Below are 15551 nucleotides of genomic sequence, written 5' to 3' on the forward strand. Positions count from 1 at the left end.
GGGGGGGGGGGGGGGGGGGGCTGCTCTTCGCTCATCCTGCAACTCCCTCGCTCGAGTCGGTCAGGCTGGCTCGACGCCGCACGACCCCACGAATGACAAAGGGCGATGCCCCAAGGAGCATCGTGGCTGCGGCCCCGGCGGCGAGCATGGCACCGTCGAAGCCAGTGCTCGCGAGCGCCTGTCCGGGGCGGTCGATAAAGAGTGTCTGCTCACCCTCCTGCCCACAGACACCCTCGCTGAGCAGTACCTGCTTCGAATCATCGGCATAGGTGCGCTCGATCCAGTTGACGCCAGTGCCCATGTCGCGGGTGGCGGTGAAGGTCGGCCCGGGGACATCCGTGCGGCCGTTGACCAGGATCGGCGCCGACTCCGGCAGGTATTCGGTCGTGGCGTCGCAGACGGGCTGCCCATCGGTGATGCGGTAGGCGGTGAAGGTCTGCACGGCGGTATCGGGGTAGAGGGCAACATCTTCATGGTGGGCGGTGTCGCCGTACTGCTCGCCCTCCATCGCCGTCGGCACGGCCTTCGTTGTGACGCGGGGGATGACCGTCGTCTCGTCGGGCAGCCCGAACGCGTCGTGCCACGGTCCCTGCAGGACGGACTTGGTCGTGTCGGACTGCTTGTCGAGGTCGAGTGACCAGACCGCGGTGATCGGCCCGTCCGCCTCATCGGGTCGGGGGAAGCTGGCTTCCATGACGTCGCCGACCTCGTCACAGCTGGCGGTGGCCGTGCCGAGCGCCGGCCGCCCTTCCGGGACCTCGGGGAGGCTGTCTTCGCCGGGGCGCTTGGCGTAGATCGCGACGTCCCAGGTGACTTCGACGCCGTCGCCGTCTCGGTTGCGTCGCCAAGTGGTGCTCGTGCTGTCGGGGGAGAGGTCGCAGGTGGCGTGGTCGACGATGGTGCCGCCGACAGGCACGAGGGTCTGCTGCATTTCGCTCGTCACGATCGGTTGGAAGGTCGTCGAGGTGGTGGTGCTGGCAGCGGAGGTGAACGAGATGGGGGAGTGGTTGTCGCTGCCGCGGGCGAGGCGCTGCTGGCCGGGCGTCTCGTACATCCAAGCTTCGGAGGCATAGCCGCCTGGTGTGCTCCAGGAGCCGTCGGCGCGGATGTCGTAGTCCGCGATGCCGTCCGCAGGATTGCCGGTGATGTCGATGCGAGATCCATTGCCGACGGCCACCGAGGTCGCGCCCGTGCTGGTCTCGTGTGCGCCGGTGAGGGTGAGTGTGCCGGCCGCGGCTGCGGGGTCGACGGTCACGTCGATGTAGCCGGTGGTGCTGTCGGTCATGGTGATGGTTGTGGTCGCCGTGTTCGAGCCGGCTGCGGCAGCCCAGTTCTCGCCGACCCATGCCCAGATGCTGTTGAACGCTGCGATCACAGCCGCGTCGTGACCGTCTGCCTTCTGTCCGATGTAGTGGATGGCGCCGTCGTAGCCGGGGTGGTTCTGCGAGGTGAAGGCGTAGACGAACGCGGCGACGGCCGCCGCGGTGTCGTTGTCGGCGGTCTGCCCGAACTGGGAGAGCCCGGCGTTGAGCATTGCGAGTTCAGCGCCGCCGACGTCGCGTGTGCCGGCTGTCGCGCCGATGCCGCCGACGAGCGTTCCGCCGCCGGTGGTACCGGATGGCCAGTCGGCTTGGACGTCGATGCAGTACGCGAGGGAGCCGTCCGGGGTGACGTAGTTCACGAGCTGGCCCCACCCGTAGGCGGTGGCGGCTCGAGGGGATGGAGTAGTGCTGTCCGCAGTGGCTGACGTGTCCTCCGCGGCGGGAACCGAAGCGCTCGCGGAAAGGGCAGGCAAGCTCAGTGTGGTGGCAAGCAGAATCGACGCGCCGGCCGCACTCAGGATGCGGCGGCTCATGCGGCCTCCTCCACCCGAGCCCGGCCTCGTCGGCTCCGTACGGCGAGGGCCACGCCCGCCGCGATCGCGAGCAGACCTCCCGCAGCGCCGGCGATGAGTAGATCTTCGTTCGCACCGGTGACAGCGAGCTGTGGGCGCTTTGTCCCGACGCTTCCGCCAGAGTGGTCTGCAACGACATCGATGACGGTCTCATCGTCCTCGCCCTCGTCATCGACGGGTGGCTCGGTCTCTCCGCCCTCCTCCGGGTCGATGACGGCCGGTTCGGTGATATCGACGACTGACGACTCATGGATGATCAGGTCGAGACCTTCCGGATCGTTCGGGTTGTCGAGGGTCCAGGCGTACCCGCCGGCGGCCGAGACGCTCACGCAGTCGCCGTCGTAGCTCCACTCGGAGCCTGTCCACGTCGCGGAGAACGAGCCGACCGTCGCTGCGTCGGCGACCGAGCCGACCGGGGGCCAGCCGTCGTACGGTCCGGTGAGCGCTGCGGTGATCGGTTCGATCGCGATGCCGTCTTGGGTGCCGGACACGTCGAGTGCGAAGCCGACGCAGTCGCCCACTTCCGCTACCGAGGGGCTAGCAGAACCCGAGGCCGTTACTATGGCTAGGGGCGCTGGCGCTTCGAGGATTGTCGCGGGGTTGATGGTACCGAGCGCGGTTGCACTCAGTGCTGCGGCGGCGAGCTGGTGTGAGAGGGTCAGTGCCATGGGGTCCTTCCGACGGTTGCGCGAGTCACTGGGGTGGGTGTCTGTTGTAGTTACACCTCCCGGCCTTGTCGCCACTAGCTGTGCCCGGCGGACTGGTTTTGGCCGAGGCTGCGCAAAGTAGGTAATCAGTCCTGGTATGGGAGATCGATTTGCAAGAAACCATCGATCGTGCGAATGCGGCAGCCTGGACCGCCCTCCGTGGCCCCGCGTATGATCGCCAGATTTCGGGAAGCAAACAGTCCCGTGATTACCTCACAAGGAAGTCAAGTCCTGACATAGCAAAATGCAGTCCCTCGAACACAGTGGGTTCAGTGGGTAGGGTTTACGCATGGGGCTGATGAGAGAGGGAATCGACGCCAAATTTGCACGGGCTAGGCATCACCTGGAGCAATTCAACTCTGTCGTGGCCGCGGAGGGGACGTCAGTGGCCAGCCTCGAAGCAGATGTAGAAGACGGCGCACCAGTGTGGCGCGCCCGTATGCGGGATTTGCCGGCGCACTGGCCTGTCATTCTTGGTGACGCTGTTCACAATGCACGTTCTGCACTCGATCACCTAGCATGGCAGCTCGTTGTAAAGGACGGCGGTAATCCCTCCCGCCGCACACAGTTCCCGATCGCGGGCACACCTGCGGATCTAGCGAAACGCGTCAAGAACGACTTGAGTGGTTGTTCGCTCACCACCAAGAACAGAGTGAGACAGCTTCAACCTTTCAAGGACGGAACTCATTCATTTTGGGCGCTCAACGAGCTTGATAATTGGGACAAACACAGACTGCTCCTGCCAGTATTCGCTAGCCCGCATCATCTCACCCTCTCGACGACGCTCATTGGCGGAGACGAGGACGGTGAGTCGGGACCACCGATCAGCTTTCGAGGAGCGGGGCTCGCGGAGCCCACCGCGGACGGGCAAGTCGTGGCTCCGCGTCAAGAACCGTTGGTCGCGATCGACGCCGATGGGTGGGGATTCATGACAGATGCTATCCCCAGTTTCGTACTCGCGTTTGGTGAAGGTTCGCCATACGAGGGTGAGGAGGTGTCTACTGCGGTCATCAGGATGATCGACGAGATACAGGAAGCCGTGGAGAACTTAGTTTCGACGTTACACGCGCCCAGGGATGGGAGTTAGAGGGAAGCCACAACCCGGCCAGACGGGTGTAACGACCCTGCCGTTCGGATAATAGGCGGGGCTGGATTCCGCCCGTCTGAACCGCGAGACCGCGCCTCCGAGCCGCTTGGAGCATGGCCGGCGCGAGCGGTGTTGCGTGGGCGGTCTTGCTCGAAGGAGCCGCCAGGCTGGGCTGCGGTACAGAGGTTATCTGGGCCTATCAGTCGCGATCGACGCCAAGCGCAAGGCTGAGGGTAACTCCGCGACAAGCTGAGGAACAAAGCTTCGCTGTACTCAGAATTGAGACATGCATCGACGGATGCACGCAGGCACCGGGGTGGCAAGGTCCGCTCGGTCTGACCGCCGAGCGCAAGAACTGGTGAGGCGGAACGACCGTCTACGGCAGGGAGACGTTCGTGCGCGGCGGCATGGTCAGGTGGAAGCGGGGCATCGCTTCGCAAGGGCTCGAACAAGCCGTCGACTACGCGCTTGGTGGTTCCTGCGACGCAACTATTGGCACCCCCGCTGGCATCGCCCGCGCGCTCGGTTACGCACCCGAGACCGTAACCCGCTTCATCGTCGAGAACGAACAGGTCACCTCTGACCAACTCGACCGACAGAAACTCGCCGCATGGGTCGCCGGCCGTGATCCCGACACCGAGTTTATGCGAGGCATCCGGAACCCCTCACCTCGAGCAGATCTGCTCCTTGACGCCACCATCAACGCATCGAAGTCATTCTCCATCGCTGCGATACTCGATCCAGAAGTCGCCGCAGCGTATGACGCACTCCAGAATCGCCTCCGCGAACGCATCATCCTCGTCTGGCAGCGCGAGCTCAATGCCCGTCGCGGGAAAGCTGGCCACCGCCGCATGCCGCTGACGCGCATCGAGATCGTAGAGCTCAGGCATGCCCGGTCGCGCGCACTCGATCCCCACCAGCACCGGCACCTGTGGCTCAACATCAAGGTGCTCGGGGAGGACGGGCGCTGGAGCAACATCGATTCCCGGGTGGCACTGCGCTTCCAGACCGTCATCAACGCTGAGGGCGACCTCGCCGCGAGGACGGACCCGGATTGGATTGCAGCGCTCGCCAGGAGGGGCTTCAGCATCGGCGACGACGGCGAGATCGAGCAGCTCGCTCACGTCGTGCGGCCGTTGTCGAAGCGGTCGCGTCAGATCGAACGGAACCGTGCCAACCGACTCGACCAGTGGCGGCTCGAACACCCCGGCGCTGAACCCACGCCGCAGGACCTGACCGCCATCGACCAGTGGGCCTACGCGCACGAGCGCCCCGCGAAGCCTCACGCAATCGACGAAGCCGACTGGCTGAACCTTGTCCGAGAGGAGATCATCGAACTCGATCCGAGACTCTCTGAGGAGCGGGCTACCTTCACTCCGGTGGCGACCAGCCTCGATGACCTCGATATCGATCTGCTCGCGAGGCGGGCGGTCACCGATGCTGACCAACGTTCGACGCCGAGTGGAGGGCGATTCAGCCGATTCGATGTCCGCGCCGGGGTGCTCCGAGCAGTCGCCGCAACGGGAGTCGTCGCTGACCGATCCCAGCTCGAACCGCTGATCGAGCAGGTGCTCCAGCACGCCATCGGCGAAGGCTGCACGGACCTGCTCGGCGCAGACGAAGTGCCGCCACAGGTGAAGGGCTACCTCTCGAATCACACCGCAACGCTCAAAAGGGAAGTCGAGCGCCGCATGATCGAACTCGCGTCCCCCGGACGGTCTCTGACCGAGGAGACGGTCTCCCGCGTCGAGCGCGCGTCCCTTCCAACCGGTCGCCCGCTCGATGATGGGCAACGAGCCGCCGCCGCAGTGTTGGCGGGCACTGATCGGCTCGTCACCGTGACCGGCCCTGCAGGAACAGGTAAGACGACCATGCTGCGCGTCGCGTGCGACCTGCTCCGCCGCAACGGCCGTCGCCCGCTCCTGCTTGCACCAACGCGGAAGGCCGCCCAGGTCGCTGGTGCCGAGACGGGCGCCGATGCAACGAGCGTGCACGAGATGCTCCGAGCGCATGGCTGGACCTGGAAGACAAATGACGCCGGCCGCGATGTCTGGACCTGGGAACGGCCAGCCAACCCCATCGCTCGCCGCTACCGACTCCGACACAACGACCGTGTCATCGTCGACGAAGCCGGCATGCTCGACCTCGAGGCCGCACGCGCGCTCTGCATCACCGCTGAGCAAACCGGCATCGACCTGGCCTTCGTCGGCGACCCGATGCAGTTGCGCCCAGTCGGACACTCGGGAGCGATGCTGTTGGCGACCGAGGCCGCTACAGCACGCGTCGATCTCGAGGACGTGCACCGATTCCGCAAGCCAGACGGAGCGATCGACCGCGAGTACGCGCAGCTCACCGTCGCATTGCGCGATGCGCGGAGCGAAGATGATCGGCTTGCCGTTGCAGATCGTCTTATAGCCGGCGGCCATGTCGTCGAGCTGGAGCACGGTCAGGACCCGACGGCCCACCTCGCCGAACGGTATCTCGCAGACACCGCGGTAGGGCTACGTGTTGCGTTGGTGACGGCGACGAACGACGAGGCGCAGCGCATCAACGACACGATCCAGCGACTCCGACTCGCGCGAGGCGAGCTGCAGCCAACGTCCGTGATCTTCGCGCAGGACTCGCAACCCATCTACGAGGGGGACCTCGTCCAGAGTCGAGCCAACGAGAAGAACTTGGGCGTGAGCAACCGACAGCTCTGGCGAGTCCGCGGCATCGCCGGTGAGCACACCTCCCTCGAATCCGTTTCGGACCCGACCGGTGTTCGAAACGTGCCAGCGAGCTACATCGCTGAGCACGTGCACCTGGCTTACGCATCCACGGCGCATGGTGCCCAGGGTGAGACCGCTGACGTCAGCTACACGTCGGGTGCAGTAAACGGCGCGGCCATCTACGTCGGTCTCACTCGTGGAAGGCTCCAGAACACCCTGGTGCTCCCGCCGAGGGTCTTCGACCTCCGTGAGCAGATCGCCGAGTTGCTTGCGCTCGGCGCACCCGAGCCGACGGTGAATGCCACACGAGACGCGGCGCGGGTCGATCTTGAGCGCGCGGCACGCACCGGGGCGATAGCCGAAGCGAGTATCTGACGCGGGTGCCGGGGACGGCCAGCTTGTCCCGTGTGAACGCGCTCGTAACGTGGCGCTGCGGTGCCAGTGAACGAGCGGGTTTCCCGCATAAAGTGTCGCCGGCGTCCTAGTCGTGGTCGGTCGGCTGGACGTTTGCCTCGATTGCCCACCGTTCGGCGGCTCGCCTGAACGAGGCGAGATCACCTCGGCCGGCTCTCTCGAGGACGTCCCAGAACGTGCTCATGACGGTCTCATCATCCATACCGGTCAGCCAGCGCTCGAACGGCACACGAGATGGTGTCCCGAACATGCCGACCATCATGTCCAAGATCTGGACTCGGAGCATCTCACCGCCGATGCGCTGTTGCATGCGCTTCGCGGCGGGAGTGTCGCTTGCAGCTGCCCAGGCCGCATCAGCGTTGTCGTGCACCACGGTGATGTCGAGCGCTGGTGGGATTGGCGGGAGATCGGTTCGACCGGCGATGAGGATAGGGAGTGCTTGCAGCCGTACCCAGTCCGCGATCTCGCTGGTTTCTTTCATCAGGGTCCGCCACTCGCCTGAATGCGGGCGCTGCACTGCCACCTCCGGCCAGACCGAGATGGACTCCCGTCGTCCGATCGGTACGGAAGCGAGAACGTCACCGATCTCGACGACGTCTCGTATCTGCGCGGGCCGCTTGGTGATCTGCGAGTCGAGATCGAAGCGGGCAACTCGTGTGAGGGCGATGGTTGGTTCACGATGTTTCGCGAAGTTGGTGTGTTCCGTGAGTACACGCAGCGGGTGATGGTGAGTTTCATTGCGCTGCAACGGTTGCAGGCGGTGGATGCGTTCGTAGAGGTCATCGCCGGGCGAGAAGAGGTTGAGGGACACGCGGTGTTTGTGATGCGCCCATTGCTCGTACTTCTCCGATGTGTCGAACGCGGGCATTTGGAGTGCTCGTGACTCGTCGGGGGTGAGCGGTCGATCCAGACGGTGCACGACTTCTGCGAACAGGGTGTGCTCGATGCAGTTGCGCACCTGGTTCAGCGCGTCCGCGAACAGACGTGCCGCGGCCTGCGGCAATGGGCGAATGCCTTCCAGGATGACCTGCTCTTCGGCCTGCGTGTAGCGGCGTCCGAGTTGCACCGGTTCGTCGCGCTGGTAGCGCTCCAGCGTGACCGACAGGGTGGTGATGATCGCATCGATGTGTGCGGTGGTAAACAGCGCGTGTTCCTGATGCGGTGGCAGCCACGATCCGCTGGTCGTCCCCGTGCTCAGCATGGCCCGGCAGTGCTGTAGCTCGCTGTCGACCGTCCCATGGGTCCATCCTCGCGCATCGGCCATGGTGGTGTGCCGCCACCGGCACGGACGGTTTCGATGGAGTCGTCCACGAGGCGAGGACGTCCGCCGTACCCACAGTCGCGCCGCGATACAGCTCGTTCATCAAGAAGGAGTCGAGGATATCGCGTAGGACCTGTGGGTCCCTGTCGCGAAGCAGCCACTCGCTGGGCGTCATCCGTCGGCGGGACGTGGCCCACCCGCGGGCTTCAGATGGAGGCCAGCGGCCTGTCTGTGCCTGTCGCGGCGATACACAGTCAGCGGCGGGTTTTGCAGACCTGCTTGTCGCTGCACTCCGAAAGCGACACCCTAGATCGCAAAGCGACACTCTACGTGGGCGTTCACATCCCGATGGGTTCGTCCGTTGTCGCCGACACGACGTACACTCACTCAATCGAACACGTGTTCGAATATCGGAGGTGCGGCATGGCGACGATTGTTGACGAAGCAGTGGATGTGGATCTCGCGGCGGACGGAGATCCGTTGGCGTTCGTGTGGAAACGGTTCGAACATCGGGTCGTCGGCCAACCTCAGGCGCTGTTCTCCCGCCAAGCCTGGTGGACGGGTGATTCCTCGCCAGCGCGCATCGACATCGAGACCTGGAGGGTCGACGCAGCGCGAGGCGACGAGGAGCCCACTCGGTACGACCTCCGTCGGGACACCACCGGCAGGTGGACGCTCGCGGTCGCTTGGACGTGAGCTTTTCCCACCTCCACGTCGCATCACACCTCTCTGCGCACTACGGCGTCACATCGAGCGCCGCACTGGCAGGTCTCGCAGCGGAGGACGGAGCATCGTTCCTCGCTCTGACCGACCGCGACGGGCTCTACGGAGGACCGAAGCACGTCGGAGCCTGTCTGGCTGCGGGCATCTCACCAGGTCTGGGGGCCGACCTCGCTGTGCTGGACGAGCATCAGGAGCCGATCGGCCGAATCGTCCTGCTCGCGCACGGTCAGAACCGCGGAGCTGGGTTCGCTCAACTGTGCCGGGCGGTCAGCGCGGCGCATGGTCGCCGCGAGAGGCCGGCGATCCTCCGCGATGAGCTCGCCGCGATCCTCTGCGATGATCCCGCACTGACGGTGATGCTCGGGCCTGAGTCCGATGTCGGGCAAGCGATCGAGCAACGGGATTATACCGGCGCCGGTGCAGCTCTCGATCGGTGGCGGGAACGGCTACCAGCGCGTCATCTTGTGATCGAGGTCGTCTGCCATCTCACCGAGCAAGGGGTTCGAGGCAATGTCGCGGCCGCGACCCGGATGCTCAGCCTCGCGGAGTCTGCCGTCGTCCCTGCGGTGCTCACGAACGCCGTTCGCTACGGACTTCCGGACGAGGCCGCCACCGCGGATCTGGCGGACGCCGCGAGATTCTTGCGCCCGCTGGCAGAGCTCGACGACGTGAACGAGCTGCAGGTCAACGGACAGGCCTGGTTGAAGCCCGCGAAGCAGATGCGGCAGATAGCCAGGATGATCGTCGGCGCCGGCACTCACGATGACGGCGCGGTGCAACGACTCCTGACAGAGACCGAACGCCTCGCCGAACGGTGCGCTCTCGACCCGGTGTCCGATGTCGGTTGGAAGCAGCCGCGCATGCCCGAAGCGTCGGTGATCGGCATCAGCGGAGATCCCCACCAGGCCCTATGGGAACGGGCACGTGCCGGCGTCGACGAACGGTACACACGGCCAGGGATGCCACCGCTCGAGGAAGCCCACCGAGCCCTCGAACACGAGATGCGCATCGTGGAGCAGCTCGGCATGCCGTCCTACTTCCTGACGGTCGCCAAGGTCGCCGACATCATCCGTGAGATGGGCATTCGGATTCAGGCACGTGGCTCGGGCGTCGGGTCCGTCCTCAACTACGCCCTCCACACGTCGTCGGTCGAGCCCATCAGTAACGGGCTCATCTTCGAGCGCTTCCTCTCGCCCGAACGCACCAACCTGCCCGACATCGACCTCGACGTCGAGTCCGCCCGCCGTCACGACGTCTATCGCGAGGTGTTCGCCCGCTTCGGCTCGGACCGCGTGACGCTCATGTCGATGACGAATGCCTACCGCTCGCGCGGAGCCGTCCGCGATGCCGGCCTCGCGCTCGGCATGGACGAGTCGATGATCGACATGATCGCCAAGCAGATGTGGCGGTTCAACGCCCGCGAGTTCCGCGACGCCCTCCGAGACAAGCCAGAGCTGGCCGACCTCGCCGACGCGGTTCGCGAGTCACGCGAGCTCGACTTGCTCGTGGATGTCACCGAGCGTCTCGATCGTCTGCCGCGTCACATCAGCGTCCACCCCTGCGGTGTCATTCTGTCCGACACATCCTTGCTGCACCGCACGCCGACGCAGCTGTCGGGCATGGGCCTTCCGATGTCGCAGTACGACAAGCACGACATGGACAACATGGGCCTCATCAAGCTCGACATTCTCGGCGTGCGGATGCAGTCGGCGATGGCGCATGCCGTCAGCGAGCACGAACGGTTGACCGGCGAGACCATCGAACTCGATGCCTTGCCGCTCGACGATGAACCTACGTATGAACTGCTCCGTTCAACGCGCACGCTCGGTGTTTTCCAGCTTGAGTCGCCCGGGCAGATGGAACTGGTCGGCAAGCTTCAGCCGGAAGTCTTCAACGACCTCACTGTGGAGATCTCGCTCTTCCGCCCGGGGCCGATGCAGAACAACATGCCGCTGCAGTACCTCCAGGTTCGGCACGGCGAGACGATGCCCGACTACATCGATCCGAGACTTCGGCCGATCCTCCGAGAGACGCGCGGCGTGGTCGTGTTCCACGAGCAGGTCATGCGGATCATCGACGAACTCACCGGCTGCGGTCTCGGTCCCGCCGACGTCATCCGCCGGCAGCTCGCGGACCGCGGACGACTCGCCGGAATCGAGACGTTCGTGCGCGACCGTGCGGCAGCCCGTGGGTTCCGGCCGGTAGTGATCGACAAAGCCTGGACGATTCTCGCCGGCTTCGGGTCCTTCGGCTTCGCCAAGGCCCACGGGGCGGCCTTCGCGTTGCCCACGTTCCAGTCGGCCTGGTTGAAGCGGCATCACCCGGCCGAGTTCATGGCCGGGCTCCTCACTCATGACCCGGGGATGTGGCCGAAGGACCTCATCCTCGCCGAAGCCCGCCACCTGGACGTGCCGGTCCTCCCGATCGATGTGCAGCGCTCAGGGCTCGAGTACGTCGTCGAAATTGCGCCCGACGGCCGACTCGGCGTGCGAATGTCGCTCGTCGAGATGAAGGGAAGCACCGAGAAGGAACGAGCCCGCATCGCGCGGCACCAGCCATTCTCCTCGCTCCAGGACTTCCGGGACCGAGTCCGCCCGCGCCGCCGCACCTTCGAGGCGCTGGCACGCGTGGGTGCACTCGACGCATTCATCGATTACATCCCGAGACGACGCCACGAACTCCTGGCCCATCTCGCCGGAGTGACCACGAGCGCCCAACTCATCGCCGACGAACAGCTTGCGTTCGAACTGGACCTGCCCGTTCCCGAGCGCAGCACGATCACCTCGCTCGAGCTGCGCGGCAGGACCCAAACCGATCTCGAACTGCAGGAGATGCGTCTGGCAGTGAATCGCCACCAGATGGAACGGTTCTACCCGCTCTTCCGCGAACTCGGCGTGACGCCGGCACGCGATCTCGTGGACTTGCCTGGAGGAACCGAGGTCCTCATCGCGGGCGTCCGACGCGCAACGAACACTCCGCCGATGCGCGGCGGCAGGCGTGTTGTCTTCGTATCTCTGGATGACGGTACGGGACCGGTGTCCAACGTTGTGTTCCTCCATGATGCCCAGGAGCAAATCGGCTCTGGCGTCTTCCGGACGCACTACATGCTTGTCCGCGGTCTGACACGACGTTCAGGAGCACGAGGAGTGTCGGTCACCGGTACCGACGCATGGGACCTGCTGCACGCGCATCGAGAATTCAACGAACGGGGTGCAGCGCTTGCGGGGGTAGCGCACCTCCGACGTCGAATCGGTTGAGTTCGTGATGTCACTCTGTGCGCCGTCGGATCGGTTGGGGTGGGGCGCCAAGCCATCAGCCGCTTCGGACGTGTTCATCACCGCGCAAGCCTGATACGCGGCTCGTGGATGAATGGCGAAAGCGAATTGGGCATTTCTACGAGCACGTTGTCGATTGCGCCGATTCAGATCAGAAATCCGGCAGTAGAAGATGAGCCCAAGTGCCTTGGCTTTCTGGTGGCGGCCCTGGGGCCTTCGAAAGTTCGGCCGCGTCGCTGTTGCCGCAACGCCCGCGATCACCGTCTGCCTTGTGCAACCCCGTGCAATCGTCGATATCGTCGTCACATGAGTATCGTTTTCCAGCCGACGCAATCACTGACGATTGCCGCTGATCAACATGGTAGGGTCCTCCCGGCTGTGCGGTCGTGGGCCGATGCGAGCACGAGTTTCTCCGTCGACCGCGCGAACGATCGCATCCAAATCAGGCGAGGAGGCGAGGAGGCGCTCGAGGGTGCATTGGCGGCTCTTGAGGAATGGATGCAGGACATGGTCGACGTGAACAAGACCACATTCGTCGTCAACGAGTGGCCCAATGTCATTGAGCTTCGAAACCGCTTCGAGGTCCCGTTCACGAGTGACAGATACACGGCGGTGCCCGTGGCGAACGGCGAGTACACCATCCTCGGTAGACAGTCGGTGCAGGTCGGCCGAATTGTCTCTACGCCAGATGGATTGGTCGCGTTCCGAGGCTCGGTGCTGCCTGATAGCGACGGGGTCAAGACTTCTCCGCGGTCCGATGCTCGGTCTGCATTTGAGGAGTTCCTGAAATTCGAAGGTTTCTCTACAGGGTGATGGGAGGGCCGGCTGGCGCAATAAATTGGCTGCCGCGGTGAATTTGCTACGTCGTCAACCACGACGCTACTCGTACTCCGGTCGAGTTCTGGCTCCTGGCTCGTCGGTAGCTTCTGGCTAGTGGGAGCGCACCAGCCGCTGTTCTCGAGAGCTACCCGTGGTCCTCGCGCGATGCAGGCGATGGCAGCCCGAGGATGCCACTTTGCGTCGCGATGCTCGCCACGGCGCGTGCTGAGCGTCTACAATTTAGCTACGACGGGCTGGTCTCCAGAACGTTGTTCGCCGGATGCCCCGCCTCGCGGGGCTTTCGTGCTTAAGGGCGCCAGACCCAGACATGGACAACCGCCGGCTCGATCGCTGCCCACAACCGCTCCGCGGAGCGGCGTGCGCGAGCGTCTCCTTCGGGATGTCCGTCCAGTCGGTGGTAGAGGTAGGCGACGAGGTCTGCTGCCTGGATCCCCGGGGTGCCTCGTGATGCCCGGAAGGCCAGCGGCAGCTCGATCCCGGTGAGCGTCGACGAGGCATAGCCTGGCGTCCCGATGTCCCGGAAGCGGCGCACGAGTGCGTGCAAGGCGGCCTGGTCGGGCAGTTCATCGGCGATGACGGTCAGCCATGTGCTTCGCGCAACAGCATGCTCGCTGAGCTCCTCGAGAATGTGCTGCAGGACTACCTCATGCGGCCTGCGCGGATACCGGTATCGCGCGCGCAACCTCGCAACGTCGAGTCCCCGAACGAAGACCTCGACAGGTACCTCGACGAGTAGCTCGAGTGCTCGCCGGTAAATGGTCGCGACCGCTCGGTAGCGACCCCGTAGAGGTGACCATGCACCTTTGCCTGCCGTCATCTCGTGTGCGTGCAGTTCGACGTCACGGGGGAGACCGAACGCCTCGGCAATGCCCGCCGCACGCACGATCGCCTCTCGGAGCCGGTCCTCGTGCTCCGCATCGATGACCACGGCAGCGATGTAGTAGTAGTCACGCGTGTAGGACTCATCGAGGTACGCGATCAGCATGTGCTGTTTGTCTGTCGATCAGGACGGTCAGCGAGATAGCCGTCTGCCCGTCTGTGCGTCTTTCCGTCTGTCATGACGGATTGCGGTTGAGGCGGTCGCGAATCGCCTCGTCGAGGAAGTCGACGATGCTGAGGTCGTGGATCGCGAGGTAGCGGTCGAGGTCGTCCCGGAGGGAGATCTCGATCTTCGATGAGAACGGTTCCATTCGGCGGCGATTGCGCGGCCGACCCGGTCCCAGGCGGCGGGAGGTGAGATCATCCGTCATCCCGCCGGGCCGACCGGCGGGCGAGGTCAGCGCTGTGAGGTCGTCGACCGTCGGCGCCTTCCTCAGCGCTGGGCGACGGTCATCCGCGCTCATGCTGCCACTCCGTGGAGTACCTCAGTGAGTGCAGCGAATCGCTCGGTCAGCACCAGCGCGCCGGGAGTCGTCAACGAGCTGAGTGGCCGACGACGACTCTCCGCATCCTGCATCGCCGTACGTTCCGGCAGGAACGGGCGGAGCAGGACTTCGCCGTAGGTGGCCTCGAGCTCCTCCAGGCGGTATCGGTGTTCTGAGGTCAATCGAGGTGTGACTCGGTTGACGACGATGCCGGCGAATCGCAGAGAGGGGTTCAGGTGGGGGAGCGCCCGAACCTTCGCCACCGTCTCGAGGTACTGTCCAACGCCGGTGAGGCCGAAGGCTGTGGGGTCGGTGATGACGATGGTGCTGTCCGCCCAGAGCAGCGCGTTGAGCGTGAGTCGTCCGAGTGCTGGTGGCGTGTCTATCAGGATGTCGTCGTATGCGTCGAGTTGCGCGCTTCCCCAGGCGGACGTCTTGAGCCGCAACTCCGGCGTCAGGAGTGATTCCGACTCAATCCGCGCGAGATCCGGAGATCCGGCGATGAGGTCGATATTCTTCCAATCAGTCGGAGCCGCCGCTGCTCCGAGCGTTCCTGCGTCACCCGCGTAGAGGACGTCGAAGACGGTGTATTCACCGTGTCTCCCGAGGACGGTTGTCGCATCGGACTGCGGGTCGAGGTCGATGACGAGGACCTTTCGCCCCTCTTGCGCGAGTGCGTCTGCTCGACCAAGGACGACCGTTGTCTTGCCGACACCACCCTTGCGGGAGCCGATGGCTTCTATGTGAGGCATGTATTGACGTCCATTCGTATGGTTTGTCGGATGGGTGGAGGGTGTGACGGGTAGCCGTCCTTCAATACGTCATGACGTATTGACCGGATGAGTCTCCGTGTTCGAGGCAGCGAACGCGTCAGCCGGCGCCGAGCTGCGTTTGCCTGACGTGGATCAAGCCGTCGAGAGCGGCGTCGTCTGAGTCGTATCTGCCAGCCGGGAGCGCGAGGAGTGCGCCACTGCAGAACGTGAGCACGAGGAAGGCGAGGTATCGATTCCGGTCAGGGCGATGCGGACTCTCGCGCACGGGCTCCTCGTGAACGTGTTCGTGAATCCGCTCGACGTGATCCAGATTGATCCACTGCCATTCGGCCGCTGCCTCGGATGGCAGTCCGGTGTCATCGAAGCTGGTGAGCATCATGCGGGTGAAGCGCGTCATTCGGTGTCCTGTTCGTCGTTGCTTCGACCGTAGAGACGGCAGCCGCGGTCGTGTGCCGGCAGGTGTTGGACTGTGGATAACTCCCACTTGGCGGCCCGTGTGGAT

The 15551-nt window shown here is 64.6% G+C and carries 12 protein-coding genes; 5 read left to right on the forward strand and 7 right to left on the reverse strand.

Annotated features, from left to right (window positions below):
• Window positions 1–31 precede the first annotated feature (31 nt).
• Window positions 32–1681: a hypothetical protein gene (locus BIU99_RS13410; RefSeq protein WP_071261652.1), complete on the reverse strand. Its 1650-nt coding sequence runs from the start codon at window positions 1679–1681 to the stop codon at window positions 32–34.
• 170 nt (window positions 1682–1851) lie between these two features.
• Window positions 1852–2562, reverse strand: a complete 711-nt coding sequence (locus BIU99_RS13415; RefSeq protein ID WP_139205444.1) for a hypothetical protein — start codon at window positions 2560–2562, stop codon at window positions 1852–1854.
• 424 nt (window positions 2563–2986) lie between these two features.
• On the opposite strand from BIU99_RS13415, the gene BIU99_RS19790 reads away from it, so the two are divergent.
• Together BIU99_RS19790 and BIU99_RS13420 are read left to right on the forward strand one after the other, a co-directional pair.
• Window positions 2987–3688 carry a hypothetical protein gene (locus BIU99_RS19790; protein WP_139205445.1) on the forward strand — a complete coding sequence of 234 codons (702 nt, stop codon included), beginning with the start codon at window positions 2987–2989 and terminating at the stop codon, window positions 3686–3688.
• Between the two features lie 395 nt (window positions 3689–4083).
• Window positions 4084–6774, forward strand: coding sequence for an AAA family ATPase (locus tag BIU99_RS13420; protein WP_139205446.1), 2691 nt, complete (start codon window positions 4084–4086; stop codon window positions 6772–6774).
• Between the two features lie 106 nt (window positions 6775–6880).
• Here BIU99_RS13420 and BIU99_RS13425 read toward each other — a convergent pair whose 3' ends face one another.
• Window positions 6881–8077: a hypothetical protein gene (locus tag BIU99_RS13425; RefSeq protein ID WP_139205447.1), complete on the reverse strand. Its 1197-nt coding sequence runs from the start codon at window positions 8075–8077 to the stop codon at window positions 6881–6883.
• Between the two features lie 327 nt (window positions 8078–8404).
• On the opposite strand from BIU99_RS13425, the gene BIU99_RS13430 reads away from it, so the two are divergent.
• From BIU99_RS13430 to BIU99_RS13440, 3 genes are all read left to right on the forward strand, one after another.
• Window positions 8405–8770, forward strand: a complete 366-nt coding sequence (locus tag BIU99_RS13430; protein WP_175484400.1) for a hypothetical protein — start codon at window positions 8405–8407, stop codon at window positions 8768–8770.
• A complete protein-coding gene (gene dnaE, locus BIU99_RS13435; RefSeq protein WP_071261857.1) occupies window positions 8767–12054 on the forward strand; it encodes a DNA polymerase III subunit alpha in 3288 nt (1095 codons plus the stop codon). The genes BIU99_RS13430 and dnaE overlap by 4 nt, the downstream gene beginning before the upstream one ends.
• Before the next feature lie 324 nt (window positions 12055–12378).
• Window positions 12379–12885, forward strand: a complete 507-nt coding sequence (locus BIU99_RS13440; RefSeq protein WP_071261658.1) for a hypothetical protein — start codon at window positions 12379–12381, stop codon at window positions 12883–12885.
• A 313-nt stretch (window positions 12886–13198) separates the two neighbouring features.
• Here the strand turns inward: BIU99_RS13440 and BIU99_RS13445 are convergent, their stop codons facing one another.
• The 4 genes from BIU99_RS13445 to BIU99_RS13460 all read right to left on the reverse strand — a co-directional run bounded on the left by BIU99_RS13445 (window position 13199) and on the right by BIU99_RS13460 (window position 15446).
• Window positions 13199–13897 carry a DUF3800 domain-containing protein gene (locus BIU99_RS13445; protein ID WP_071261659.1) on the reverse strand — a complete coding sequence of 233 codons (699 nt, stop codon included), beginning with the start codon at window positions 13895–13897 and terminating at the stop codon, window positions 13199–13201.
• Between the two features lie 70 nt (window positions 13898–13967).
• On the reverse strand, window positions 13968–14102 hold the full coding sequence (locus BIU99_RS20345) for a hypothetical protein (RefSeq protein WP_256374755.1): 135 nt from the start codon (window positions 14100–14102) through the stop codon (window positions 13968–13970).
• Between the two features lie 149 nt (window positions 14103–14251).
• Window positions 14252–15028, reverse strand: a complete 777-nt coding sequence (locus BIU99_RS13455; RefSeq protein WP_071261661.1) for a ParA family protein — start codon at window positions 15026–15028, stop codon at window positions 14252–14254.
• A gap of 118 nt (window positions 15029–15146) precedes the next feature.
• Complete coding sequence (locus tag BIU99_RS13460) at window positions 15147–15446, reverse strand: hypothetical protein (protein ID WP_071261662.1); 300 nt, start codon at window positions 15444–15446, stop codon at window positions 15147–15149.
• Between the last annotated feature and the right edge of the window lie 105 nt (window positions 15447–15551).

It is taken from the genome of Plantibacter sp. MMLR14_011 (genome assembly GCF_001865025.1).
Lineage (GTDB): Bacteria > Actinomycetota > Actinomycetes > Actinomycetales > Microbacteriaceae > Plantibacter > Plantibacter flavus_A.

Excerpts from the sequence above, each read along its gene's own strand:
- BIU99_RS13440 (WP_071261658.1), top strand. The coding sequence starts at position 12,379 with ATGAGTATCGTTTTCCAGCCGACGCAATCACTGACGATTGCCGCTGAT.
- BIU99_RS13425 (WP_139205447.1), bottom strand. The coding sequence starts at position 8,077 with ATGGCCGATGCGCGAGGATGGACCCATGGGACGGTCGACAGCGAGCTA.
- BIU99_RS20345 (WP_256374755.1), bottom strand. The coding sequence starts at position 14,102 with ATGGAACCGTTCTCATCGAAGATCGAGATCTCCCTCCGGGACGACCTC.
- BIU99_RS13455 (WP_071261661.1), bottom strand. The coding sequence starts at position 15,028 with ATGCCTCACATAGAAGCCATCGGCTCCCGCAAGGGTGGTGTCGGCAAG.
- BIU99_RS13415 (WP_139205444.1), bottom strand. The coding sequence starts at position 2,562 with ATGGCACTGACCCTCTCACACCAGCTCGCCGCCGCAGCACTGAGTGCA.
- BIU99_RS13460 (WP_071261662.1), bottom strand. The coding sequence starts at position 15,446 with ATGACGCGCTTCACCCGCATGATGCTCACCAGCTTCGATGACACCGGA.
- BIU99_RS13445 (WP_071261659.1), bottom strand. The coding sequence starts at position 13,897 with ATGCTGATCGCGTACCTCGATGAGTCCTACACGCGTGACTACTACTAC.